Raw genomic sequence first — 23,578 nt, 5'->3', positions numbered from 1 at the left:
GTCCTTCCCTAGCCATGTGTCCGGTCCCTTGACTTGACCGATTTTATGTCCTTTGCCACGGTCCTTCTGTCGGGAGGAATTCCGTGGGCACGACCATCACCAATAATCCGCCGCGGCCGGAGCCGAAAGCCCTCACAAGCGCGCTGGAACAGCTTGCCGCACGCTTCGGCAACCGCCTCATCACCTCGCAGGCCGTTCGCGAACAGCACGGCCATACCACGACGTGGATTCCCAACCAGCCGCCTGACGGCGTGGTGATGGCGCAGGAGACCGCCGACATCCAGGACGTGGTGCGGATCTGCGCCAAAAATCGCGTCCCTGTCATTCCCTTTGGCACCGGCACCTCGCTCGAGGGCCAGGTCAACGCACCGGCCGGCGGCATCTCGATCGACCTGCGCGACATGAACAAGGTGCTCGCGGTGCATGCCGAGGACCTCGACTGCGTGATCCAGCCGGGCGTCACCCGCAAGGCGCTCAACGAGCATCTGCGCGACCAGGGCCTGTTCTTCCCGATCGACCCCGGCGCGGATGCTTCGCTCGGCGGCATGGCCTCGACGCGCGCTTCAGGCACCAATGCGGTGCGCTACGGCACCATGCGCGACAGCGTGCTGGCCTTGAAGGTGGTGCGCGGCGACGGCGAGATCATCACGACCGGCACGCGCGCCAAGAAATCATCCGCCGGCTACGACCTCACCCATCTGTTTGTCGGCGCCGAAGGCACGCTCGGCATCATCTCGGAATTGACCATTCGCCTGCGCGGTATCCCCGAGACGATCGCGGCGGGTGCGGTGTCATTCGAAACCGTGCACGGCGCCTGTCAGGCCGTGATCCTGGCGATCCAGACCGGCATTCCCGTGGCGCGCATCGAGTTGCTCAATGCCGCGCAGGTCAAGGCCTGCAATGCCTATTCGAAGCTGACGCTGCCGGAGACGCCGCTCTTGCTGATGGAATTCCACGGCAGCGAAATCGAGGTCGCCGAGCAGTCCAAGGCCTTCGGCGAGATTGCGAAGGAGTGCGGCGGCGGCGAGTTCTCCTGGACCACAAAGCCGGAGGACCGCACCAAACTGTGGCAGGCGCGGCACGATGCCTATTGGTCGGTGAAGGCGCTGCGGCCCGGCGACAGCATCGGCGTCGTCGCGACCGACGTCTGCGTGCCGATCTCGCGCCTCGCCGACTGCGTCAGCGAGACCGAGGAGGATCTCAAGCGGCTCAACCTGCTGTCGCCGATCGTCGGCCATGTCGGCGACGGCAACTTCCATTGCTCACTGGTCTGCGACGTCAACGATCCCGACGAGATGGCGCGCGGCGAGGAGTTCATGCATCGCCTGGTCGAGCGCGCGCAGGCGATGGACGGCACCTGCACCGGCGAGCACGGCATCGGCCAAGGCAAGCAGAAATATCTCAAGGCCGAGCTCGGTCCCGAAGCGCTAGATGCGATGCGGGCGCTGAAAAAGGCGCTCGATCCGCTCAATATTTTCAATCCCGGCAAGATCGTGCCGGAGGCCTAGGGCCCTGCGCAGCCAAGAACCGGGAACTTTTGGCAACGTTGCCGGTTCCATTCCCGCCAAGTTCCGATGCCTCAACGGCAGGGCTTTGCGCGGGAGGGCGTGATGATGCGACCGGTCATTGGAATTGCCGCGGTGGCGTTTGCCTGCATGCTGGCAGGCGCGGCGCTGGCGAAGGGCGGACATGGCGGTGGCCATGGTGGCGGGCACGGAGGCGGGCACGGCGGTGGTCATCATGGTGGCGGCCATTTCCGCGGCCACGGCGGCGGGCACGCGCACGGCGGCGGGCATCATCGCGGGATGCGGTTCGCAACAGGCGCCCGGCGCGGCAGCCCCAATTTCGGTCATATCCGCAACGCGGCGATACGGCCCGCGAACTTCCGCAATGCGCTCAACTCAAGCACATTTCGGAACGGCCGGCTGATCAGCAATCCAGTGGCGCGTGCGCAGATCGCGACCGCGGCCGCACTGGCCGGCTGGAGCGGCGCAAGCAGCGGATGGTGGCAACATGCGGGTGGCGGCTATGGCTGGGTCGGACCGCTGTTCTGGCCGTTCGCCTACAATGATCTCTACGACTACACAATCTGGGGCGACGGTCTCGGCTTCTGGGGCTACGGTTATCCGGACATCTATGCCGGCATTTTCGGCCCCTACGGTTATGATCGGTTGTCGGCCTATCTGCCGCAGCAGCCGCAGGGACGACGGCGGGCGCGCAGCGCGCCGCTCGATCAGCTCTGCGGCAGCGACCGGCGTGCCATCGTCGGTCTGCCGATCGACCAGATTGCGGCGGCGGTGCAGCCGAGCGATGCGCAAGGCGCCGATCTCGATGCGCTCGGCAATGCCTCGATGGACGCTGCAGCGCTGATCCGCACATCCTGTCCGACGCAGGCCGCAGCGACGGCGCCCGGCCGGCTCGCGGCGATGCAGCAGCGTGTCGAAGCCATGCAGAAGGCCGTCGATCTGGTCCAGCCTGCGCTCGACAAGTTCTATGGTTCGCTGACTGACGAGCAGAAGGCGCGCTTCAATGCGCTGGCTGGCGACCAGCGGCGCGCGACCGCATCGAACGATGCGAGTGGATCGTCGGTGCAGAATTGCAGCGCGTCCGCCGCGTTCGATTGGCCTGGCGCCACGATCGAGGAGAGGATTCGTCCGAACGATACCCAGCGCGCGGCCCTCCAAGTGCTCCAGGATACCAGCGCCAAGATCAGTGCATCGCTCAAGGCAGCCTGCGAGCCCAATGACGTGATGACACCGCCGGCACGCATGTCCGCAATCCGCCAGCGCCTCGGCGTGATGCTGGATGGGATCAAGTCGGTGCGCGCAGCGCTCGATGATTTCTACGCCACGCTCAATGACGAGCAGAAGGCGCAGTTCGAGGCCATCGGCCCGCGCCGCATGTCCTGAACGCGACGACGCCGTGCGCCGCATCGTCCGGTACTGTTGCAGTAGATCCGGCTTGCGCTATCGGCGCGAGCCGGATCTCTGTTTGTGCCGGGCCGGCTCAGTATCTGCGGTAATCGCCGCGATAATGATCTCCGCCGCGGCCGCCGCCCATTCCCATGCCGATCCCGATACCGATGCCGATGCCCTGCATCACGGCGCCGGGCGGCGGCCCCGGGGGCGGCGCACGCTCGTAGACGACCTCTTCGGGCGGCGGCCGGCGCTTCGGCGGCGTCTCGACCACCTTGCGCTTCGGCGGCGTGTCGTCGACGCGCTTCTTGATGATGGGCGCGACGCTCGGATTGACCGGCGTTGCAGGCGGCGACGGCGTCGAGCACGGGCAGGTCGGCGCCATTGCGACGGCGATCGGGGCCGGCGCCGCAGCGGCGGCAGCGGCCTGGCCATAATTGCGGTTCTGGACGCGAAGCAGCAGCCTGCGCGCGGTCGCAGCTAAGTCGCTGTTGTCCCAGTTCGCAAGATAAGCTTCGAACGAGGCGCGGGTATTGATCGAGACCGCGCGCTCCCAGGCCAGCATCTGCCGCCGCCGCTCCAGCACCGTGCGCAGGCGCGGCGTCTGAGCGTCCTGTGCGTACAGCTCGATATAGGCCTGATAGGCCGGCACCGTATCCTCACTGATCACGAGCTCATAGGCGACCTTGGCGGGCTTGCCCTGCAAATCCTTGCGCCAGTCCTCGACGCTGCGCGTGGCGCTGGCGAGCGCCATCGAATTTGCGCCCGGAAGGGAAGGCGGCTGGTCGCTGCTCTCGCCGAAGAACTTGAAATCAGTGGTCAACGACGAGCTTTCCCAGGGGATCTGCCGCCCTGCGGTCGATTGCGCCACGGCGACGCGGATGCGCTTGAACACCTCTTCGATCGGCAGATTGGGCTGCTTGGCGATGGTCAGTGCGGCGGTGGTATAGGGGCTGTCGATGCCGTTGCCGTCCTCGGCTTCGGCGCCGGGCGAGGTCGAATAGGAGATGAAGGAGCCGGGCGCGCCGGCCTTGGTGTCGACGATCGCAAGCCCATGACCGGCGCCGCTGAGCGCGGGGAACGGATTGTTGCGGCAGGCGTCGAGCATGAAGATGCGCGCCCGCGTCGGCAGCGCGCCGAGCGTGTTGAGCAGGTCGTTCAGCCGCACGCCCTGGAGCGGAATGTCGGCCTCGCGCTTGGGGTCGAGATCGACCGGCACCAGATAGTTCTCGCCGTCGATTTGCAGGCCATGGCCGGCATAGAACACCAGAGCCACGGTGTCGGCGCCGCTGGCGCTGACCTTGCCGGCGAAATCCGAGATCGCCGCACGCATCTCGCTCTGCGCCAGATTGGCCGCCGTGGTGACGGTGAAGCCGGCATTGCCGAGCAGCTCCGTCATGCCCTTGGCGTCGTTGGCGGCGTTGGGCAGTTCCGGCACGGTGCGATAGGCGGATTGGCCGATCACCAGCGCGAGCCGTGCCTCGGCGGCGGCGCCGGTCGGCATCATCAACTGTGCGAGCGCAAAAAAACCGGATGCTAGAAGCAAATTGGAAAAGACTGGACGGCGCATGGGCGTCACCTCCATCGGCGCGACGATGTCACCTTTTGTACGTTTGCGCCATCACGCCGTCTGTGCGCTGGATCACGCAGCGGGCCGCGGCAAAATGGGGCAGGGGACCTGCCGGGAGGGGAGCATCGTTCGAGCGCAATCCATGTGAATTGCGCATTGATCCATGCGCCAATTAGATCAATCCGTGGCACCCCGCGAAACCCTCGTCCTCACACATCGGCCGCAAGCCGATCCTCATCGATAATCCCGGATAACCTCGGCGTTTTCACGATCCGCCCATGCTGCCGCCAGTCATCGCGCGCCGCCCTGCCGCGACTGGCGCTAGCCTTGCCTGCTTCGTCGCTTTGGCCATACAGTCTGCGTAACAGGCTGCGGCAACGACCGCGGCGAACAAGAATAATCGGGGAGAAGCCGCACCATGACCATCGTGCCCGTGAACCGTCGCGCGTTCATCAAGTCATCGGCGGCGGTCACCGCCGGCCTCGTGCTCTCTCCCGCGATCGTCGGCCGCGCCGAAGCTGCCACGCTGAAACTGAAATGTTCGTCCTCGCTGCCGAACGATCCCAAATACGCCAACGGCCGCGTCTATTACGACAATCTGGTCAAGAGCCTGAAGGCGAACGGCCTCGGTGAGCAGATCGAGGTCGCCTTCTTTCCAGACAACCAGCTCGGCCAGGAGATCGACGTCATCAATTCGGTGAAGCTCGGCGTCATCGACCTCATGGTGTCGGGCTCGTCGATCTCGGCCAATCTCGTGCCGCTGGTCGGCACCTTCGACCTCGGCTTTCTCTTCTCGAGTTTTCCGCAGCAGACCAAGGCGTTCGACGCCGGCGCCGCCAAGCCGATCGAGGATGCGCTGCTCAAGGGTGGCAACATCCGCATCATCGCCTGGGCCTATAATTTCGGCTCGCGCAGCGTACTGGCGAGGAAGCCGGTCAAGACGCCCGAAGATCTCGCGGGGCTGAAGATCAGAACGCTGCCCAACCCGGTCATCACCGAATGCCTGCGCCTGATGGGTGCCGCGGCGACGCCGCTGGCATTCGGCGAAATCTACACGGCGTTGCAAGCCGGCGTGCTGGATGGGCTGGAGCATGATCCGCCGACCATCCTGGCCAGCAAGTTCTTCGAAACGGCGAAGTTCTATGCGCTGACGCAGCACAATTTCTCGCCGCTCGCGATCTATTTCAGCGACATGACCTACAACCGCATGGATCCGAAGCTGCGCGAGGGCTTCCTCGATGCCGCGAAGAAGGCCGCGGCCGACACGCGCACCCATGGGCTTGCGGTCGAGAAGGAGGCGCTGGCGGCGTTGACGGAGAAGGGCGTGACGGTGGCCGAATGCGACCGCGAAGCGTTCAGGAAACGCGTGGCGCCGCAGACCGATAACTTCATCAAGGCGCGGCCGGAATCCAAGGCCGTCATCGATATCATCCGCGCGACGCAAGCCTGAGATGGCCAAATCTGAGCTGGCGATGACAGCCGCCGTGCCTCTCTCGGGCGGACGCCACGGGAGCATCACCATGCTGCTTCGCCTCAGCGACGCGATCGCAGCCATTCTCTTGGCCGTCGATCTCGTGGTGGTCTGCGCCTCCGTGCTGCTGCGCTTCTTCTTCAACGCGCCGGTCGAATGGTCCGACGACGTCGCGCGCGGACTGATGGTCGGCTCGGCCTTCTTCGGCGCGGCGAGCGCGCTCGCGCGCGGCGAGAATGTCGGCGTGTCGTTCTTCCGGGATCTGCTGTCACAGCGATTGCAGGTGCTTGTCGATGCCGCCAGCGCGCTCCTGGTCGTGCTGATCTCCGGCTATGTCGCCTACAACGCCATCAAGCTGGGTGCGCTGACGGCGGGACAGACCACCGGATCCGGCCTGCCACTGGAGCTGACCTTCTATCCGATGGGTGTCGGCGCGCTGTTCATGACGGTGTTCGCGATCAACCATCTCTGCATGCGGCCGCTCCCTGAAATCGTCAGGGGCCTCGTTGCGATCCTGGTCGTCACCGGCCTTTATCTTGCCTGGGATTATCTCTCGCCGTCATCGGTGCCGTCGGCGGGCATCTTGATGCTGATCGGCTTCTTCGCCACCCTGTTCGGCGGATTGCCGATCGGGTTTGCGCTGGCACTCGCCGCGCTGATCTTCATCTGGGTCGAGGGCGCGCTGCCCGGCGTCATCTTCGCCCAGCAGATGGCGCGGGGCATCGACAATTTCGTGTTGCTCGCGATCCCCTTCTTCATCCTCGTCGGCTATCTCATGGAAGCCAACGGCATGTCGGTGCGCCTGATCGAGCTGTTGCAGCGCGCGGTGGGGCGGATGCGCGGCGGATTGAACGTCGTGATGGTGGCCTCGATGGTGCTGTTCTCCGGCATCTCCGGCTCGAAGATGGCGGACGTCGCCGCGGTCGGCTCCGTCTTGATCCCGGCGGCGCGCCGCTCGAAGCAGAATCCGGGCGGCGCGGTGGCGCTGCTTGCAGCGTCCGCGGTGATGGCTGAGACCATTCCGCCCTGCATCAATTTGATCATCCTCGGCTTCGTCGCGAACCTGTCGATCGGCGGCCTGTTCGTCGCAGGCCTCCTGCCGTCGGCGCTGATGGCGCTGGTGCTGATCGCGGTGTCCATCATCTTCGGCAAGCGGCCGGACAAGATAGAGGAGGTCGAGCCGCAGATGCCGGTGTCAGGCCTGTGGAGCGGCGCGATCGCCTCGTTCGGCCTGATCTTCATGATCTTCTTCGGCTTCAAGACCGGCTTTGCCACCGCGACCGAGATCTCGGCTTTCGCCGTCGCCTATGCGCTGGTCGTCGGCAGCGTGGTGTTCCGCGAGCTCGGCTTCAAGTCCGCCGCGCACAGCTTCGTGCAGGCGGCGACGCGCGCGGGTCTCGTGCTGTTCATCGTCGCCGCCGCGCAATCGCTGGCCTTCACGCTGACCTTGCAGCAGGTGCCGCATGCGGTCGGCGACTTCATGCTCGGCCTGTCCAAGACCTCAGGCGTCTGGTTGTTCATCCTCTTGGCGATTGCCGTGCTGATCGTGATGGGCTCGGTGCTGGAAGGCGCGGCCGCCCTCATCATCTTCGGACCGCTGCTGCTGCCGGTCGCCGTGCAGCTCGGAATTGATCCCCTGCATTTCGGGGTCGTGCTTGTCATCGCCATGGGGATCGGCCTGTTCGCGCCGCCGCTCGGGCTCGGGCTCTATGGCGCCTGCCTGATCGGTAACGTCCCGATCGAGCAGACGGTGAAGCCGATCATGGGCTACCTCGGCCTCTTGTTCCTCTGCCTGCTCGTCATCGCCTTCGTGCCGTGGCTCTCGACGGCGCTGCCGCGCGCGTTCGGCTATTGAAGGAGTCTCGTCGTGAAAGTCCTGCTCGCTCACACGCCGGAGATGCGCCGGAACTATTACGGCGATCGCAGCCTGGACGGCCTGCGCGCGACCGCCGAGGTGATGCTGCACGATGGCGACGAGCCGCTCGACGCTGCCGGGCTCGTGCGTGCGGCCAAGGACGTTGACATCATCGTTGCCGATCGCATGACGGAGGGGCGCGGCGAGATCTTTGCGCAGCTGCCGCGCCTGTGTGCATTCGTCCGCTGCGCCGTCGACATCCGCAACGTCAATGTCGACGCGGCATCGAGGGCGGGCGTGCTCGTGACCCGTGCCGGCCCGGGCTTCGTGCAGGCGGTGGCCGAGCTCGCGCTCGGCTTCATGGTCGATCTCTCCCGCGGCGTCTCGCGAACCACCGCCGACTACCAGGCCGGCCGCAAGGCGGAAGCACGGATGGGCCGCCAGCTCGCGGGCAGCCGGATCGGCATCATCGGCTATGGCAGCATCGGGCGCTATCTCGCCGAGGTGGCAAAAGTGCTGCGCATGGAGGTGCTGGTCGCCGATCCCTTCGCGACCGTCAGTGATGCTGCGATCCGGCAGGTCGGTCTTGATGAGCTGCTCGCCGCGTCGGACTACGTCGTCTGCCTCGCGGTGGCCAACGAGCAGACCGAGAACCTGATTGGGGAAGCGGCACTGGCGCGCATGCAGAAGCATGCCGTCTTCATCAATCTCTCGCGCGGCAATCTCGTCGACGAGGCGGCGCTGGCGCGGGCATTGATCGAGCATCGCATCGCCGGCGCGGCCATGGATGTCGGCCGCGCGCCCGATCAGATGCCGACGCCCGAGCTGGCGAAACTGCCGAACGTGATCGCCACGCCGCATGTCGGCGGCCTGACCCCGCAGGCAATCGAATATCAGTCCCTGGAAACGGTGCGTCAGGTCGAAGCGATCGTGAAGGGAGCGATCCCGCAAGGCGCCGTCAATGCCGACCACTGGACGCGGCGGCCTTAAAGACGATCCACCGCTTGAGCGTCCCTCCTTCGGCCGAGATGATCTTGGCGGTGCGCGCAGATTCGGGCCTGCCGCCGCAGCGGCTGGAGATCGAGATCATGGACGATCGCCGCAGGGCCGCTCTCATATGCGATTGCGCTGCCGCTCAAGAGGCATGCACGAAAAGCGCTTGACCCGGGCATCTCCGGATGGTCGGAAGGATCGTCCAGGGATGAAACACAAACATGCGGTTTCCGTTCTTCTACGGCTGGGTCGTAGTCGCCGTGACCTTCGTCACCATGGCCATTGGCGTCAACGCGCGCACCGCCTTTTCATTGTTCTTTCCTCCCATCATCTCCGAGTTCGGCTGGGAGCGTGGCGTCACCGCGGGGGCGTTCTCCTTCGGCTTCGTGGTGTCGGGCGTGGTCAGCCCGCTGATCGGCCGCCTCATGGACCGCGCCGGCCCGCGCGCCGTGATGGAGCTCGGCGTCGTGCTGATGGGCGGCGGCCTGCTGCTCGCGCCGCTCACCAGCGCGCCCTGGCATCTCTACGTCACCATCGGCGTCATGGTCGGCGCCGGCTCGGTCTGTCTCGGCTATTCCGGCCAGTCGCTGTTCCTGCCGAACTGGTTCATCCGCAAGCGCGGCTTCGCCATCGGTATCGCGTTCGCCGGCGTCGGCATCGGCTCGGTGACGCTGCTGCCATGGGTGCAGCACATGATCGAACAGACCGGCTGGCGCACCGCCTGCACCGCGATGGGGCTGCTGGTCCTGATCGTTCTGGCGCCCATCAATCTGCTGCTGCGCAAGCGCCCCGAGGACATCGGCCTTGAGCCGGACGGCGATGCCGCCCGGCTCGCGGGAGCGGCAAAGCCCGTCTCCAATGTCGTCGATCCGGTCTGGGCCGGCACCGAATGGACGCTGAAGCGTGCCGTCGCAACTGCACGATTTTGGTGGATCGCGTTCGGTTATTTCTGCGGCCTGTACATCTGGTACGCGGTGCAGGTGCACCAGACCAAATTCCTGCTCGACATCGGCTTCAGCCCTGGTGTCGCGGTGTGGGCGCTCGGCATCGTCAGCCTGCTCGGCATTCCCGGCCAGATCCTGCTCGGCCATGTCTCCGACCGGATCGGGCGGGAATGGGTGTGGGCGATCAGCTGCGCGGGTTTTGCCGTCTGCTTCGCGGCGCTGATAGCGCTGAAGTTCCAGCCATCATTGTGGCTGGTCTATCTCATGGTGTTCACGCAAGGCGCGCTCGGCTACGGCCTCACCTCGATCATGGGCGCTGTGGTGTTCGAGATCTTCCAGGGCCGGCACCAGGGCAGCATCTTCGGCACGATCATGCTGGCCGCGCTGGCGGGCGGTGCCGCCGGTCCCTGGGTGACCGGCTTTCTCTACGATCGCGCCGGCGATTACACGCTCGCCTTCGGCATTGCCGTGATCGTGAGCGCATTGTCGGCGCTGTCGATCTGGCGGGCCGCGCCGCGCAAGGTGCGGGTGGTGGCCGGCCGGCTGCACGCGGTCCAGAGCGAAGCTGCACAGTAGGTTCCGCATGCACCGCGTTGCCGCCGTCGCCCTGGCGGCACGTTAAGCATGCCGCCTCTTAGTGGGACGTGGAAACGCGACGGTCCTGCGAAGCGACATCCTATTCCGACGCCAACCCGGTCCTCCGCCGCAGATCCGTGATCGCGCGCAAAAAGCTGTCGGCCGGCGTCGTCTCGGGGTCGATCAGCCGGTGCAGGCGGAAGCCGTCTTCCAGTGCGAGCACGACGGAGGCCATCCAGGGCGGGTTCAGACTGTCATTCCGCCCGTTGCTCTTCAACGTCGCCTCGACGATGTCGGCGACCAGCTTGCGCCGCGCGCGCAGGCGTTTTGCAAGTTCCGGGCGGCGCTTCTCGGCGCGCGCGACGAACAGGATCATCTCCATGTGCAGCAGCGGCGAGCGGCCGAGTGGATCCTGCTTGCTGCGGTCCATCGTCTTCAGCGCCGCGATGAAATCGTCGAGATTGTCGTGCTGCGCGAGGATGTCCATGTTGCGCCGGATCGACTGCTCGACATGGTCCTCGAGCATGCCGATGATCAGCTCGTCCTTGCTCTTGAAGTTGGAATAGAACGCGCCGCGGGTAAAACCCGCCGCGGCCGCGATCGCCTCGATGCTGGCGCCGCCAATGCCGTCTTGCTCGAACACGCGCGCGGCCGCCTCGAACAATCTGTCGCGCGTATCGTCCCTGGTCGGCCTGGTTCTCACTCTTGACATCCCGGCAGCTTAGGGCAGAATGCAATTCGATACAACAATGTATCGAGTTGATAATTCGAAAGGGATGGTTACGCCGGGCTGTGGGACAGCTTTGCGTATTCGTGTCATGCGGCAACCGATCTGAGGTCACCGTGAACGAGCAAGTGCAAGGCGCGAATCAAGGCCCGAACAGCGATCAGCTGTTCAACCCGCTGTCGCCGGACTTCATCCGCGATCCCTATCCGCATTATGATCGGCTGCGCACGATCGATCCGATCCATGTGACGCCGTTCGGCCAATTCGTCACCAGCCGACACGCCGATGTCAGCCTGGTGCTGCGCGACAAGCGCTTCGGCAAGGATTTCGTCGAGCGCACCAAGCGCCGCTATAGCGAAAAGATCATGGACGAGCCGGTGTTCCGCAGCATGAGCCACTGGATGCTGCAAGCCGATCCGCCCGACCACACCCGCCTGCGCGGCCTGGTCGTGAAGGCCTTCACCGCCCGCCGCGTCGAGGACATGCGCCCGCGCATCCAGGAGATTGTCGACCAGACCATCGATGCGGTGATCGACGGCGGCCACATGGACCTGATCGAGGATTTCGCCTTCCGCCTGCCTGTCACCATCATCTGCGACATGCTCGGTATCCCCGAGGAGCACCGCGAGGTCTTCTACAAGAGCTCGCGCGACGGCGGGCGGCTGCTCGACCCGGTGCCGCTGTCGCCGGAAGAGATCAAGCAGGGCAACGCCGGCAACCTGATGGCCCAGATGTACTTCCAGCAGCTGTTCAAGCTGCGCCGCCGCAGTCCCGGCGACGATCTCATCACCCAGCTCGTGCAGGCCGAGGAGGACGGCAACAAGCTCACCAACGAGGAATTGACCGCCAACATCATCCTCTTGTTCGGCGCCGGTCACGAGACCACCGTCAATCTGATCGGCAACGGCCTGCTGGCGCTCCACCGCAATCCGGACCAGCTCGCGCTTTTGAAGGCGCGGCCCGAGCTGATGGTGGGCGCGATCGAGGAATTCCTGCGCTACGATTCCTCGGTGCAGATGACCGGGCGCGTCGCGCTGGAGGACATCGACGATCTCGGCGGGGTGAAGATCCCCAAGGGCGAGACCGTGCTCTGCCTGCTCGGCTCGGCCAACCGCGATCCGGCGGTCTATCCCGACCGGCCCGACCGGTTGGACGTCACCCGCCAGAACGTGAAGCCGCTGTCATTCGGCGGCGGCATCCATTTCTGCCTGGGGGCCCAATTGGCGCGCATCGAGGCCGAGATCGCCATCGCGACGCTGCTGCGGCGGCTGCCCGATTTGCGCATCGACGATGTCGAAACCCCGGAATGGCGGCCGACCTTCGTGCTGCGCGGCCTGAAGCGGTTGCCGGCAAGCTGGTAAAGGCGTCAGCCCTGGTTCTGCGAGCGCAGGTCCTCATCCCGAGGAGCCCGCGAAGCGGGCGTCTCGAAGGATGGCCGCCGGCGGAAGCGGGACCTCTATGGTTCGGGACGGCGCTTTGCGCCTCCTCGCCATGAGGGCCTCTCGCCGGCGTTAACCTCCGCGCGCAACGGTCGCTGTGACTTCGCCATACTTCCCCCTATATAAGGGGCTGTTCCGGCCCGCCTGAAGCCTTCCGAGGGCAAGGTCTGGTCCGGGCGCCGTTTTGGCCGAGGGGAGACCCGTGCAGACGACGCTGCTCGGATTGGCGATTGCCTTCATCATTGCGCTGCTGGCCGCGCTGATCGGGCCTCACTTCGTCGACTGGAACCAGTTTCGGCCCCAGTTCGAGGCGGAGGCGAGCCGAATCATCGGCGTGCCGGTGCGGGTGGCGGGCGAGCTCGACGCGCGGCTGTTGCCGGCGCCGACGCTGCGGCTGCGCGCGGTCACCTTCGGCGGCAACAACGATCTCGGCCGCCTGCGCGCCGACAAGCTCGACGTCGAGTTCAGTCTTGGCTCCCTCATGCGCGGCGAATGGCGCGCCACCGAGCTTTCGGTCGGCGGCATGGCGGTCGACCTCGGCCTGGACGCGCGCGGGCGGGTCGATTTGCCGTCTACTGCGAGCGGTGCCTTCAATCTCGCGTCGCTCGCTATCGAGCGGCTCAATCTCACCGGCCGCATCGCCCTGCACGATGCCGCCAGCCGCTCGACGCTGGAGCTGAGCGACATCGCCTTTTCCGGTGACGTGCGCTCGCTCGCCGGCTCCCTGCGCGGCGACGGCCGTTTCTCCGCCAACGGCGTGCGCTATCCGTTTCGCATCTCCTCCGGCCCAAGCGCCGACGGCAACGCCACCCGCCTCCACCTCAACATCGATCCGGGCGAGCGCGCCATCCTCGCCGATCTCGAAGGCGTGCTCGCCTTCGACAACCGCCTGCCGAAATTCGACGGCGCACTGACGCTCGCCGTGCCCGCGACGAAGAAGGCGGGCGAGGTAGGGCCGACGCCCTGGAAGCTCACGACGAAGCTGAAGGCCGATCCGGCCGGCGCAAAGTTCGACCAGATCGACGTCAGCTTCGGTACTGAGGACGCCGCACTGAAGCTCGGCGGCGTCGGCGACCTCAAGTTCGGCGCCTCGCCGCTGCTGCGCGCGGTGCTCTCGGCGCGGCAGGTCGATGCCGACAAGCTGGCGGCCAAGGATGCTGCCAAGGACGATGCCGATCCGCAGCGTGTCCTGCCGGCGCTGCGCGCAGGGCTGGCCGCGATCCCGCAGGCGCCGATCCCGGCGCAGATCGAATTCAACTCCGACCAGATCATGCTCGGCGGCCGTCCGCTCCAGAACATCACGGCCGAGCTTCAGACCGACGGACGATCCTGGACCTTCCAGCGGCTCGAGCTGCGCGCTCCCGGCATGACGCAGCTCTCGCTCAATGGCGCGACTCCCGGCGCCGACAGCTTCAGCGGCCGCCTCAGCGTCGAATCGTCCGATCCCGATACGCTGCTGGCTTGGCTGCAGGGCCGCAGCGAGATCAACCGGCGCAGCACGCGGCCGCTGCGCCTTGCCGGTGACGTGACGATTGCCGCCAACCATCTCGCCATCGACAGGCTGAAGGCCGAGATCGAGGGCGGTGCGGTGGAGGGCCGCATCGCCTTCGTCCAGACCGGCGCCAGCAAGGGCTCCCGGATTGATGCCGAGCTCAAGGCCGATCGTCTCGACCTCGATGCCGCGGCAAGTTTTGTGCGCGCGCTTGCCGGGCCGCAGGGCGAATGGCCGGAGGAGGCAAAGCTCTCGCTCGATATCGGCCGCGCCATCTCCGCAGGACAGGAGCTGCGGCCGTTTGCGGCAAAGCTCGGCTACGGCCCGGCGGCGCTATCGCTGGAGCACTTGCGGTTCGGACAGGCTGGCGGCGTGACCACCGAAGCGAGCGGCAGCTTCGATCGCACCCAGGTCACCGGCAGGCTCGCGCTGAAATCCTCCGGCAATTCGCTGCACGAGCTCACGGCGCTGATCGAGCCGTTTGCGCCCGCGGTGCGGGCGCGCTTCGATGCCATGCCGGCATTGGCCGGCGCGACGCGCCTGAAGCTCGACCTCAGCCTCGACAAGAATGCCGAGCATGCCGATCGCAGCAACGTCCGCGCCGTGTTCGATCTCGACGCGCCGCAGCTCAAGGCGACCGCGACGCTGGCCGCGCAGACGCCGGTGGCCGCCGTCAGCGGCTTCGACATCGAGCGCCTGCGCAACAGCGACTTCACACTCGATACGAAACTAACGGCGCCGCAGGCCGGCGCGCTGCTGGCGCTGCTCGGCCTCGATCGCGTGGTGGCCGCAGGCGAGGGCGCTTCGCAGTTCGAAGGCAAGGTGACCGGCGCCTGGAGCCGGCCGCTGCAAGTGAACGCAAAGCTCTCGGGCGCGCTGGATGCGGATGCGCAAGGCAATTTTGACTGGCCGGCATCAAAGGGCAGCGCGAGCCTGCGCGTGCGCAACGCCAATCTGGCGCCGCTGTTCGGGACCAGCGCGACCGACAAGCCAGCGCAGAAAGTCAGCCTGTCCTCGCGCGTCAGCCTGTCCGGCAATCGCCTGACCTTCGATGATCTCGACAGCACCGCAGCCGGCTCGCACCTGCGCGGCCATCTGACGGTGACGCTCGATCAGGACAAGAGTGTCGATGGCGAGGTGGGCCTCGATACGCTCGATCTTGCGCCGGCGCTCGCGATGGCAATCGGCGCCGCCGGACATGAGTCCGGCGAACCGTTGAGTGCGGGGCTCATCGGTGGCTGGCGCGGCCGCATCGCCTTCCAGGCATTGCGCGGCACATTGCCCGGTGGCATCGAGCTGCGCCCCTTCGCCGGCACGATCCGCGGCGACGGCCAGTCGCTCGCGCTCGATGCGCTCAAGGGCGGCATCGGCGGCGGCGAGATGTCGGCAAGTCTCGACGCGCGCAATAGCGCAAATGGCTTGGCCCTGAACGCGCGTATCGAACTCGGCAATGTCGATGCGGCGGCGCTGCGCTACCGCAATCTCGCGCTGCCCAAGGGACGCGCCTCGGTGCAGATGGCGCTGACCAGCCAGGGCCGCAGCGTCGCGGCCCTCACCGGCGCGCTCGCCGGCAACGGCACGGTGACGCTCGACTCCGCCGAGATTGCCGGCCTCAATCCGCGCGCCTTCGAGATCGCAATCCGCGCCAGCGACGGCGGCCAGGTCAGTGACGACAACCGGCTGCGCCAGCTGGTCGAGCCCGCGCTGTCGGCAGGCCCGATCGCGGTCGCTTCGGCGCAGATCCCGTTCACGATCCGCGATGGGCGCCTGCGCGTCGGCGCGACGCCGCTGGAAGCGAAGAACGCCCGCGCCATCGTCTCCGGCGGCTACGACATTCCCGCCGACCAGGCCGACATCCGCGCCAGCCTGACGCCGATCATGACCGGCCTCTCCGGCGCCCCGCCGGAGATCCAGCTGTTCGCGGCAGGCCCTCCGGACAAGCTCAATCGCACCGTCGATCTCGCGCCGCTGTCTTCCTGGCTCGCGGTGCGCACCATCGACCGCGAGACGCGCCGGCTCGATGCGATCGAGCGCGGCGAGCCGCCGCCCGCCACGGCCGCTCTGCCGACCCTGGTCTCTCCCGATGGCGCGCCGGAGCAGGCGCCTGCGAATGTGCCCCTGCCTGGCCAGGATCCGCGGCGCGCACCGGTAAAGGCGAAGGTTGCCCCGACGCCGAAAGCTCCGCACGCGGCCCCCGCTGTGCCGAGCCCACCGCTGGCAAGCCAGCAACTTGCCCCTTTGCCGCCGCCGATCGACGTGAAGCCCGCTCCGGGCCCGCCGCCCGCCAAGCCCAAGCCGAAGCCGCCGCTGGTGCTGACGCCACAGAATCCGTGAGGCGGTGCTAGCCGCAGGTCCGGTCTTCACCTTCCCTTCCGAAGAGGTGAAGCGAGACCTTCCGCGCCGGTAAACCCATTCCCACGCATTTGAATGAATTTTGGTCGGCAAAACTGATTTGCCGGTTTTACTGAATTCTCGCGTTTGATCTCTAGCGTCGGTTCCTGAGGAATCCGGTGTCCTGCCACGAGCGGCGGGACAGCTCGCCAAGCTGCTCGTCAAGAACTGCTCGGCAAGAACTGCTCGCCAAGAACTGGGGGTTATCGAGATGAACGGGGCGAAAACGCTTCTACAGGATCTGGACGACGCGATCGCACGCGGCACCGACGAAAGCCGTGCGAAGGCATTGTGGCATGCGACCGACATCCTGATCACCGGCCGCTACAGCGACGACGAGATCAGCATGTTCGGCGAGGTCATCGGGCGGCTTGCCGACGAGATCGAAGTCGCGGCGCGGGTGCAGCTCTCGGAGGTGATGTCGGCGTGCGACCATGCTCCCTTCAATGTCATCGAGAAGCTCGCGCTCGACGACGAGATCGACGTCGCAGGTCCCGTGCTGCGCGAGTCCAATCGTATCGACGAGAAGATGCTGGTCGAGAGCGCCATGACCAAGAGCCAGTCGCATCTGCTGGCGATCGCCCAGCGCAAGTCGATCGGCGAGGCCGTGACCGACGTGCTGGTCAAGCGCGGCAACCAGGAGGTGGTGACGTCCGTTGCGAAGAACGAGGGCGCACGCTTCTCCGGCTCAGGCCTGCTGCACATGGTGCGCCGCGCCGAGGGAGATTCGATCCTTGCCGAACAGCTTGGCCTGCGCAAGGACGTGCCGCGCCACATCTTCCAGCAGCTGATCTCCAAGGCCTCGGAAGACGTCCGCCGCCGGCTCGAGACTGAACGACCCGAAATGATGACGCAGATCCAGAGCTCGGTGACCGAGGTCACCGGCGATCTTCAGTCCAAGTTCGGTCCGTCCTCGCGCAGCTATTTCGTCGCCAAGCGCGTGGTAACGACGCAATACCGCCAGGGCAATCTCAACCAGGACTCGATCTCGAACTATGCGCGCCAGCACCGCTTCGACGAAGTGCAGATCGGCTTGTCGCTGCTGTCGGCGCTGCCGGTCGACGTGATCGAGCGTGCGCTGATGGACCGCAATCGGGAGATGATCCTGGTGCTGTGCAAGGCACTCGACTTCTCCTGGGACACGACCATGTCGCTGCTGTTCCTCGGCGCCAAGGATCATCTGATCACGGCGCGCGAACTCCACGACAATGAGCACGAGTACGGCCGGCTCAAGATCGAGACCTCGCGCAGCATCCTGAAGTTCTACCAGTCGCGCAAGAACAGCGCGGGTGCCGACGCGGGCCGTCAGCCCGAGCTCCAGGTACACTGAGGAGTATCAGCAATGTTGCCTCAATTCGGCACCGCAGTTCGCAAGAAGATCAACAAGACACCGGCCGCCGATCTCGGCGGTGCGCCGGACAAGGCGTCGGTTGAGGCCGCCTGGCTCGTGCTGGAAGCCGCCAACGACCTCGGTGACCACGCCGCGATCGAAGCCTGCCGCCGCGTCATCGACGCCGAGCTGAACGGCACGCTGGCCGGCAGCTCGGACATCGATCTGGTGCTGGGGTATTTCCGGTGAGCGCACAAACGGCTGGGACCGAGGAACGGACGCGTTGGCAGTCGGTTTGCGTGCATGCCACGCTATTACTTCGACACCCGGGACAATGAGACCTTCATCGCCGACGAGATCGGCGTCGATATCGCCTCCTTGGAGGAGGTGAGAACTATGGTCTCGGCTGCGATGGCCGATTTCGCCAAGGACGTGCTGCCCGGTTCGGCGTTTCGGGCGCTGGCAATCGAAGTTCGCGATGATTTCGGCCCGGTTTTGCTGGTTTCGTTGCGCTTCGAGATCGAGCGGGTATCAGCCCAGAAACTAACTTAGGCCCTCGGTTGGAACCTTCCCCTTAACCTGTGATTGTCCCCGATCACCGGCCGCGACTCTTGGGCGCTGGTGGCTGAGAGTTTTGTGCTCCCGCCTTATAGGCCGGAGCGGCGAGTTCCTCTCCGGCTCAAACGTCCTCAAGCGCGGAGAGGTGCGCGATGCCCGGAACGTTAACGGCTGCGCTCGTTCAAAAGCTCAGTAAGGCCAATCGGCTCGACCAGGACGATGTCCTGGCACTTGAACAACTTTCTATCCATAGCAAGCGCGTCGCGGCCCAGCACCGTTTCGTGCGTGACGGTGACCGCCCCTCGGAATCCTGCCTGATCGTTGATGGGTTTGCATTCCGCTCCAAGCTTACGCCGGATGGACAGAGGCAAATTCTCTCGCTCCATATGCCGGGAGAAATCCCGGACCTCCAGAGCCTGCACTTGCACGTCATGGATCATGACCTGACGACGCTCACAGAATGTACCCTCGGTTTCATCAAGCACGACACCTTGCGTGAGCTAAATCAAAGGCGACCTAACGTAGCGGCTGCGCTCTGGCGCGAAACGCTGATCGACTCCGCAATTTTCAGGGAATGGATCGTCAATGTCGGACGCAGGCCGGCGCGTGTTCGAATGGCGCACTTGTTGGTAGAGCTTTACGAGCGGCTTGAACTGATCGGGCGCACGACAAAGGGGTCCTTTGAGCTCCCAATTACTCAAATCGAACTGGCGGACTGCCTTGGATTATCGGTCGTTCACGTCAACCGGATCCTGCAGCAGCTTCGTCACGATGGTCTCGTCGCAACCGAGCGCAGAACCTTCCACTTGCTCGACAAGGCCAAGGTGGAGGAGGTAGGGCAGTTCGAAAAGATCTACCTGCATCAGCGCCCATCGGTCTGATTTCGCTTTCGCGTGCCTCCGCCCAGCTCAGCGGCAATTCGAGCGCCTTGAGTCCGTGTCGAGCCGAAGCTTTGACTTGACCGCGTGAAGGGCGGCGGCCAGTTCGTCGATATGATAGGGCTTTGCCAGGATCTGAACGTCCTCGGCTTCGGCTTCATGGACGGCCGCTTCGGCGTATCCACTGGTCAGCAAGACGGGTACGTCACTGCGTCTTTTCTTGATCTCTCGCGCGAGCTCGACCCCGTTCATACCGCCCGGCATCATGATGTCGGAAAAGATCAGATCGATGGAGCGCCCGTCGGCCAAGGCGCCAAGCGCCGCCGCCGCGCTGGAGGCGTGCGTGACGTCATAGCCGAGTTGGCCGAGCATCTCGCTGACCAATGCAGCCACCTCGTCATCGTCTTCGACCAGCAGGATCCGACCGTGGTTCTTCTTCTTCGGCCGCACCCTGGTGAGGTCGATGAGGTGTCGCTCCCTGGAAGGAACGTCCAACGATCTCGGCAGGTACAGCTCGATGCTGGTGCCGCGGCCGACCTCCGATTGGATGCGCACCGTGCCCCGCGACTGCGTCGCAAATCCATGAACCTGCGCCAGCCCAAGGCCCGAGCCCTTTCCGACGTCCTTGGTCGTGAAGAACGGCTCGAAGACGCGGGACAAGACGCCCGGAGCCATCCCAATACCGGTGTCGATAACTGAGAGACGCACATAATCGCCGGAGATCTCTTGGTCCTTCAGGTCGGGTAGATTTTCCCCGCGCACGACGATCGTGCCGCCGTTGGGCATGGCGTCGCGTGCGTTGACGGCCAGATTGAGAATGACCAGCTCGAGCTCACCGGGATCGACCTCTACCGGCCACAGCGAATCCGGAAAATCGAACTCGACATGAACATCGCCCCTCAGGCTGCGATCGAGCAGTTCGCGCATGCCGCCAATCTGAGCGGCGACGTCGACGGGCTCCGGCCGAAGCGTCTGCCGGCGGGAAAACGCCAGAAGCTGCTTCGTCAGGCTGGCGCCGCGCTGCGCCGCCTGGATCATCCCGTCCATCAGACGCCGGCGCCGGTTTGGATCTGTCTGGCGGTCGAGCATGTCGAGCCCGCCGGAAATCACCATCAGCAGATTGTTGAAGTCGTGAGCCACGCCGCCGGTGAGCTGGCCGATGGCTTCGATTTTCTGGGCCTGGCGTAACGTTTCCTCCACGCGAGCGCGCTCGTTCATTTCGAGGCGAAGCTGCTCGTTGGCCTCCTTCAGCTCTCGCGTCCGCTCGATCACCAGCTTCTCGAGCTCCTGCGCCGTCTGCTCGCGCGCCTCAAGCAGAGCCCGGATCTCGTATTGACGCCGCCGTGCCCGCATCGCGGATTGCACCGCGCTGGTCAGCGTAATCGGCTGCACCGGCCGCTCGAGCAGCGAAACGTTACGCAAAAGCTCGACGATGCTGCGGCGCCAGGCGACGACCGCCGGCTGCTCTCGATGGCTGGTGAGAACGACAAATGGGAGGTCGGACCATGGCGGTTGGTTCGCGATCCATTGTGCCAGCGGCGCCGTGTCTTTCCCGAACAATCCCTCCTCCGCCAGAAACACGGTGCCCACGCCAGCGGCCATCTCGCTGACGAGTTGGAGCAGGCTTCGGCAGTTGACCGCGTCCAGATCCGCGCCGCGGAAAAGCTCGGCCGATGCCGGTCCGTCCCGGCCGATGGGCGCATATACGAGAACACGGTTGTCCCGGCGGGCGCTCATTCCGCCAGTCCTTCCGGGAGTTCCGAGCCGGTATAACGCGGATTGCCGGAAAAGATGCCGCTGAATTCATTGAGGGGTGGGCCCAGTTTGATCCCGGTGCTGCCGAGCCGAAACTCGCGGATACTATGCTCGTGATTGCCGCTGCGCTTCTTGACGACAGACAAGGCGCGCCGCACTCGTCCGCCGAACTCGAAATAGCGCAGCATCAAGACCGAATCGCTCAAATAGCTGATGTCGAGCGGCGTATCCATCGGGCCGACCAGTCCATGCTGAGCGAGGATAAGGATGGTCAACACGCCCTGCTGTGCCAGGTAGCTCAGGAGTTCATGCATCTGCAGGATGAGAAACCGCTCATCCGGCATCGCATTCAAGTAACCGTTCAGACTGTCGATGATCACCACGCGCGCATTGTCGACCTCGACGCTCCGGCGCAGGCTCGCCGTGAACTCGCCGGGCGACAATTCGGCGGGATCTATCTGCTGAAACCGAATTCGCCCCGAGTCAATGTGCTCCTGGAGAGGCAGGCCGAGCGTGCGGGCTCGCGCCTCCACGGTGCCCCGGCCTTCATCGAAGGCGAAGAACACGGCGTGCTCGCCACGTTCCGCCGCCGCTATCGCATAGGTCAGCGCTAGCGACGATTTGCCGACCCCGGCAGCGCCAATGAGAAGTGCGTTGGTGCCGCGCTCGAGGCCGCCTCCCAGCAATTGGTCGAGCTCGGCGCTGCCGCTGGGCGTGAACTCGCCGGAAAAGGGCTTGTGATGTTCGGCCGCGACCAGCCTGGGGAATATCCGCAAGCCGCCCTCCGAGATCGTGAAATCGTGGTAGCCGCCGCGAAACTTTATGCCGCGCATCTTGATCACGCGAAGCCGTCGCCGCTCGGCCCCGTACTCGATTGCCAGCTGTTCGAGCATAACGACGCCGTGTGCGATGGAATGAAGCTGCAGGTCGTCCTGGGACGATGAGAGATCGTCGAGGAGGACCACCGTGCAATTTCGATTGGTGAAATAATGCTTCAGAGCCAAAACCTGGCGTCTGTATCGCAGCGGGTTTTGAGCCAGCAGGCGCAGTTCGGACAGGCTGTCGAGCACCACGCGAGTGGGATCAACGCGTTCGACCTCCTTGAAAATCAAATTGGTGGTTTCGCTCAGCTCCATCTCTGCGGGATGGAACACCGTGAGCTCGCGTTCGGGATCGAGCGTTGTCTCCGGCGGGACCAGTTCAAAGATGTCCACGCCTTGCAAAGACCAGCCGTGCCGATGCGCGACAAGCTCCAGCTCCCGCCTCGTTTCAGATAGCGAGATATAAAGCACGCGTTCGCCATCGCGCACGCCCCTGAGAAGGAATTGGAGGGCGATGGTGGTCTTGCCGGTGCCGGGCCGTCCCTCATAAAGATACATCCGGTTGGCGTCCAAGCCGCCGCCCAGGATGTCATCCAAGCCGTCGCTGCCCGTCGAAACTCTCGGCAGATCTTTGAGATGACTGTCCGACACAGGCCTCGACGTACCGGTCATTGAACCCCCGTTGCACTTGTTTACTAGAGCGCAGCTGCTTGCCCCAAGGGCCCCGAGGCGAGCAGCCGCATTTGCACTGTAAGATCGGTAAGGAACTCTCGCGCCGCCGCCGGGTTCCACCGGGCCTGACGGCCCGCGCTCTTAGCGGAAGGTGATCGGGGGGCCCGCCGCGTGTCGGCCTGAGGCCGCCGTTCCCCTATGAGCTTATCTGGCCCTTTGAGGTTATTTGGATCCGATAAATTGGCTTACCGGCTTCATCGGTCACTTCCAGGCTCCATGCTTGGCCGGGCCGAAACCTGCCGTCGATGTCCTTGAAGAGCTGCCCGGCAAAGCTCGTGGCTTCGCGCCAGGCGGCTTCGTCATCTGGCAGGTCCTCGCCGTGCTGATCGGAGCTCGGTTCGACGTCGTGGACGTGGAAGAAGTACCTGGGCATGGCGGGAGAATGCTGAGGTAGCCCGATACGTTCCGCAGCTGCGCGAGCCGACTAGTCTACCGGCAGATGGCGAGACGTCCCGGATCAGTCTCTCACCGCCGTTTGCGGTAGATCGCGACGTCCTCGCCGTGACGGTTCGTGCGCCGCTCGAGCAGATAGTGCGACTTCTCCAGCACGCGGCGCGATGCGCCATTCGCGACATAGACGATGCCGATGAGGGATGGCAGCGCGAGCTGCGACAGCCCAATGTCCGTCAGCGCGCTCGCGATCTCGCTCGCAAGTCCCTGGCCCCAGAGATCGCGCTTGAACGCGTAGGCAATCTCGATCTCGGCGACGTCGTCGACGAGGATGTGCCGGATTCCCGCCCGCCCGGCGAACGCCCCGTCTTTCGATCGCAGCGTCCACAGCCCGAAGCCATGCTCGTCCCAATGCGCCATGTTGGTGGCGAGATAATTCGTCGTCGTCTCGGCCGAGCGTACGCCGCCGATATAGCGCGAGACATCGGGATCGAGATGGAGTGCGACGAGGTCGGCGAGGTGGTTTTCGTGCAACCTCTCGGCGGTCAGTCTGTCGGTGCTGAAGTGATCCATGAAGCCGATGGCGATTTCGGACTGGCCGCGATCTTGATGGCGTTGAAGGTGACGATGCCATCATGCCGGTGTTTTGCCCGACGGGTCAACTGATTTTCCGAATTTCGGCCGGTTATCCCGTCTATGGTCGGATGACTTTCGCACACGCGTAAGCCATTGATTTCATGA

Annotated in this window: 18 protein-coding genes; 12 read left to right on the top strand and 6 right to left on the bottom strand. The window is 65.0% G+C overall.

Annotated elements, in window-relative coordinates; all coding sequences use genetic code 11:
* The first annotated feature begins 83 nt into the window (after window positions 1–83).
* Window positions 84–1,508, top strand: a complete 1,425-nt coding sequence (locus IVA96_RS27010; protein WP_247278501.1) for an FAD-linked oxidase C-terminal domain-containing protein — start codon at window positions 84–86, stop codon at window positions 1,506–1,508.
* Between the two features lie 102 nt (window positions 1,509–1,610).
* A complete protein-coding gene (locus tag IVA96_RS27005) occupies window positions 1,611–2,909 on the top strand; it encodes a Spy/CpxP family protein refolding chaperone (RefSeq protein ID WP_247278502.1) in 1,299 nt (432 codons plus the stop codon).
* Window positions 2,910–3,006: 97 nt separating this feature from the next.
* Here IVA96_RS27005 and IVA96_RS27000 read toward each other — a convergent pair whose 3' ends face one another.
* The gene (locus IVA96_RS27000) at window positions 3,007–4,485 is read right to left on the bottom strand and encodes a caspase family protein (RefSeq protein WP_247278503.1); all 1,479 of its coding nucleotides are present in this window, start codon (window positions 4,483–4,485) and stop codon (window positions 3,007–3,009) included.
* A 418-nt stretch (window positions 4,486–4,903) separates the two neighbouring features.
* Between IVA96_RS27000 and IVA96_RS26995 the strand changes: the two genes are divergently transcribed.
* The 4 genes from IVA96_RS26995 (at window position 4,904) to IVA96_RS26980 (ending at window position 10,324) form a co-directional block, all read left to right on the top strand.
* Entirely contained in the window at window positions 4,904–5,935 is a 1,032-nt protein-coding gene (locus IVA96_RS26995) for a TRAP transporter substrate-binding protein (RefSeq protein ID WP_247278504.1), read from the top strand.
* Window positions 5,936–5,957: 22 nt separating this feature from the next.
* Complete coding sequence (locus IVA96_RS26990; protein WP_247278505.1) at window positions 5,958–7,811, top strand: TRAP transporter large permease subunit; 1,854 nt, start codon at window positions 5,958–5,960, stop codon at window positions 7,809–7,811.
* Between the two features lie 12 nt (window positions 7,812–7,823).
* Entirely contained in the window at window positions 7,824–8,801 is a 978-nt protein-coding gene (locus IVA96_RS26985; protein ID WP_247278506.1) for an NAD(P)-dependent oxidoreductase, read from the top strand.
* 224 nt (window positions 8,802–9,025) lie between these two features.
* Window positions 9,026–10,324: an MFS transporter gene (locus tag IVA96_RS26980; RefSeq protein WP_247278507.1), complete on the top strand. Its 1,299-nt coding sequence runs from the start codon at window positions 9,026–9,028 to the stop codon at window positions 10,322–10,324.
* Window positions 10,325–10,424: 100 nt separating this feature from the next.
* On the opposite strand, the gene IVA96_RS26975 is transcribed toward IVA96_RS26980, so the two are convergent.
* A complete protein-coding gene (locus IVA96_RS26975; protein WP_247420279.1) occupies window positions 10,425–11,036 on the bottom strand; it encodes a TetR/AcrR family transcriptional regulator in 612 nt (203 codons plus the stop codon).
* 131 nt (window positions 11,037–11,167) lie between these two features.
* On the opposite strand from IVA96_RS26975, the gene IVA96_RS26970 reads away from it, so the two are divergent.
* From IVA96_RS26970 to IVA96_RS26945, 6 genes are all read left to right on the top strand, one after another.
* Window positions 11,168–12,412 carry a cytochrome P450 gene (locus IVA96_RS26970; protein ID WP_247420276.1) on the top strand — a complete coding sequence of 415 codons (1,245 nt, stop codon included), beginning with the start codon at window positions 11,168–11,170 and terminating at the stop codon, window positions 12,410–12,412.
* 280 nt (window positions 12,413–12,692) lie between these two features.
* Window positions 12,693–16,316 (top strand): AsmA-like C-terminal region-containing protein, encoded by a 3,624-nt coding sequence (locus IVA96_RS26965; RefSeq protein WP_247278510.1) that lies wholly within the window; start codon window positions 12,693–12,695, stop codon window positions 16,314–16,316.
* A gap of 268 nt (window positions 16,317–16,584) precedes the next feature.
* Window positions 16,585–17,703 carry a DUF2336 domain-containing protein gene (locus tag IVA96_RS26960; RefSeq protein ID WP_247420273.1) on the top strand — a complete coding sequence of 373 codons (1,119 nt, stop codon included), beginning with the start codon at window positions 16,585–16,587 and terminating at the stop codon, window positions 17,701–17,703.
* A 12-nt stretch (window positions 17,704–17,715) separates the two neighbouring features.
* Entirely contained in the window at window positions 17,716–17,952 is a 237-nt protein-coding gene (locus IVA96_RS26955) for a hypothetical protein (RefSeq protein WP_247278512.1), read from the top strand.
* A 54-nt stretch (window positions 17,953–18,006) separates the two neighbouring features.
* Complete coding sequence (locus IVA96_RS26950) at window positions 18,007–18,255, top strand: hypothetical protein (protein WP_247278513.1); 249 nt, start codon at window positions 18,007–18,009, stop codon at window positions 18,253–18,255.
* A gap of 158 nt (window positions 18,256–18,413) precedes the next feature.
* Window positions 18,414–19,142 (top strand): Crp/Fnr family transcriptional regulator, encoded by a 729-nt coding sequence (locus IVA96_RS26945; protein WP_247278514.1) that lies wholly within the window; start codon window positions 18,414–18,416, stop codon window positions 19,140–19,142.
* A 27-nt stretch (window positions 19,143–19,169) separates the two neighbouring features.
* On the opposite strand, the gene IVA96_RS26940 is transcribed toward IVA96_RS26945, so the two are convergent.
* The 4 genes from IVA96_RS26940 to IVA96_RS26925 form a co-directional block, all read right to left on the bottom strand.
* Window positions 19,170–20,876: a response regulator gene (locus IVA96_RS26940; protein WP_247278515.1), complete on the bottom strand. Its 1,707-nt coding sequence runs from the start codon at window positions 20,874–20,876 to the stop codon at window positions 19,170–19,172.
* A complete protein-coding gene (locus tag IVA96_RS26935; protein ID WP_247278516.1) occupies window positions 20,873–22,387 on the bottom strand; it encodes an ATPase domain-containing protein in 1,515 nt (504 codons plus the stop codon). Before IVA96_RS26935 ends, IVA96_RS26940 begins: the two co-directional genes overlap by 4 nt.
* Before the next feature lie 196 nt (window positions 22,388–22,583).
* Entirely contained in the window at window positions 22,584–22,820 is a 237-nt protein-coding gene (locus IVA96_RS26930) for a hypothetical protein (RefSeq protein ID WP_247278517.1), read from the bottom strand.
* A gap of 92 nt (window positions 22,821–22,912) precedes the next feature.
* A complete protein-coding gene (locus IVA96_RS26925) occupies window positions 22,913–23,410 on the bottom strand; it encodes a GNAT family N-acetyltransferase (protein ID WP_247278518.1) in 498 nt (165 codons plus the stop codon).
* Window positions 23,411–23,578: the final 168 nt, after the last annotated feature.

The organism is Bradyrhizobium sp. 159 (assembly GCF_023073795.1).
Classification (GTDB): domain Bacteria; phylum Pseudomonadota; class Alphaproteobacteria; order Rhizobiales; family Xanthobacteraceae; genus Bradyrhizobium.
This window is presented reverse-complemented; position numbering and strand designations above follow the sequence as displayed.

Excerpts from the sequence above, each read along its gene's own strand:
- IVA96_RS27005 (WP_247278502.1), top strand. The coding sequence starts at position 1,611 with ATGATGCGACCGGTCATTGGAATTGCCGCGGTGGCGTTTGCCTGCATG.
- IVA96_RS27000 (WP_247278503.1), bottom strand. The coding sequence starts at position 4,485 with ATGCGCCGTCCAGTCTTTTCCAATTTGCTTCTAGCATCCGGTTTTTTT.
- IVA96_RS26995 (WP_247278504.1), top strand. The coding sequence starts at position 4,904 with ATGACCATCGTGCCCGTGAACCGTCGCGCGTTCATCAAGTCATCGGCG.
- IVA96_RS26990 (WP_247278505.1), top strand. The coding sequence starts at position 5,958 with ATGACAGCCGCCGTGCCTCTCTCGGGCGGACGCCACGGGAGCATCACC.
- IVA96_RS26980 (WP_247278507.1), top strand. The coding sequence starts at position 9,026 with ATGCGGTTTCCGTTCTTCTACGGCTGGGTCGTAGTCGCCGTGACCTTC.
- IVA96_RS26975 (WP_247420279.1), bottom strand. The coding sequence starts at position 11,036 with ATGTCAAGAGTGAGAACCAGGCCGACCAGGGACGATACGCGCGACAGA.
- IVA96_RS26960 (WP_247420273.1), top strand. The coding sequence starts at position 16,585 with ATGAACGGGGCGAAAACGCTTCTACAGGATCTGGACGACGCGATCGCA.
- IVA96_RS26955 (WP_247278512.1), top strand. The coding sequence starts at position 17,716 with ATGTTGCCTCAATTCGGCACCGCAGTTCGCAAGAAGATCAACAAGACA.
- IVA96_RS26950 (WP_247278513.1), top strand. The coding sequence starts at position 18,007 with ATGCCACGCTATTACTTCGACACCCGGGACAATGAGACCTTCATCGCC.
- IVA96_RS26945 (WP_247278514.1), top strand. The coding sequence starts at position 18,414 with ATGCCCGGAACGTTAACGGCTGCGCTCGTTCAAAAGCTCAGTAAGGCC.
- IVA96_RS26940 (WP_247278515.1), bottom strand. The coding sequence starts at position 20,876 with ATGAGCGCCCGCCGGGACAACCGTGTTCTCGTATATGCGCCCATCGGC.
- IVA96_RS26935 (WP_247278516.1), bottom strand. The coding sequence starts at position 22,387 with ATGACCGGTACGTCGAGGCCTGTGTCGGACAGTCATCTCAAAGATCTG.
- IVA96_RS26930 (WP_247278517.1), bottom strand. The coding sequence starts at position 22,820 with ATGCCCAGGTACTTCTTCCACGTCCACGACGTCGAACCGAGCTCCGAT.
- IVA96_RS26925 (WP_247278518.1), bottom strand. The coding sequence starts at position 23,410 with ATGGATCACTTCAGCACCGACAGACTGACCGCCGAGAGGTTGCACGAA.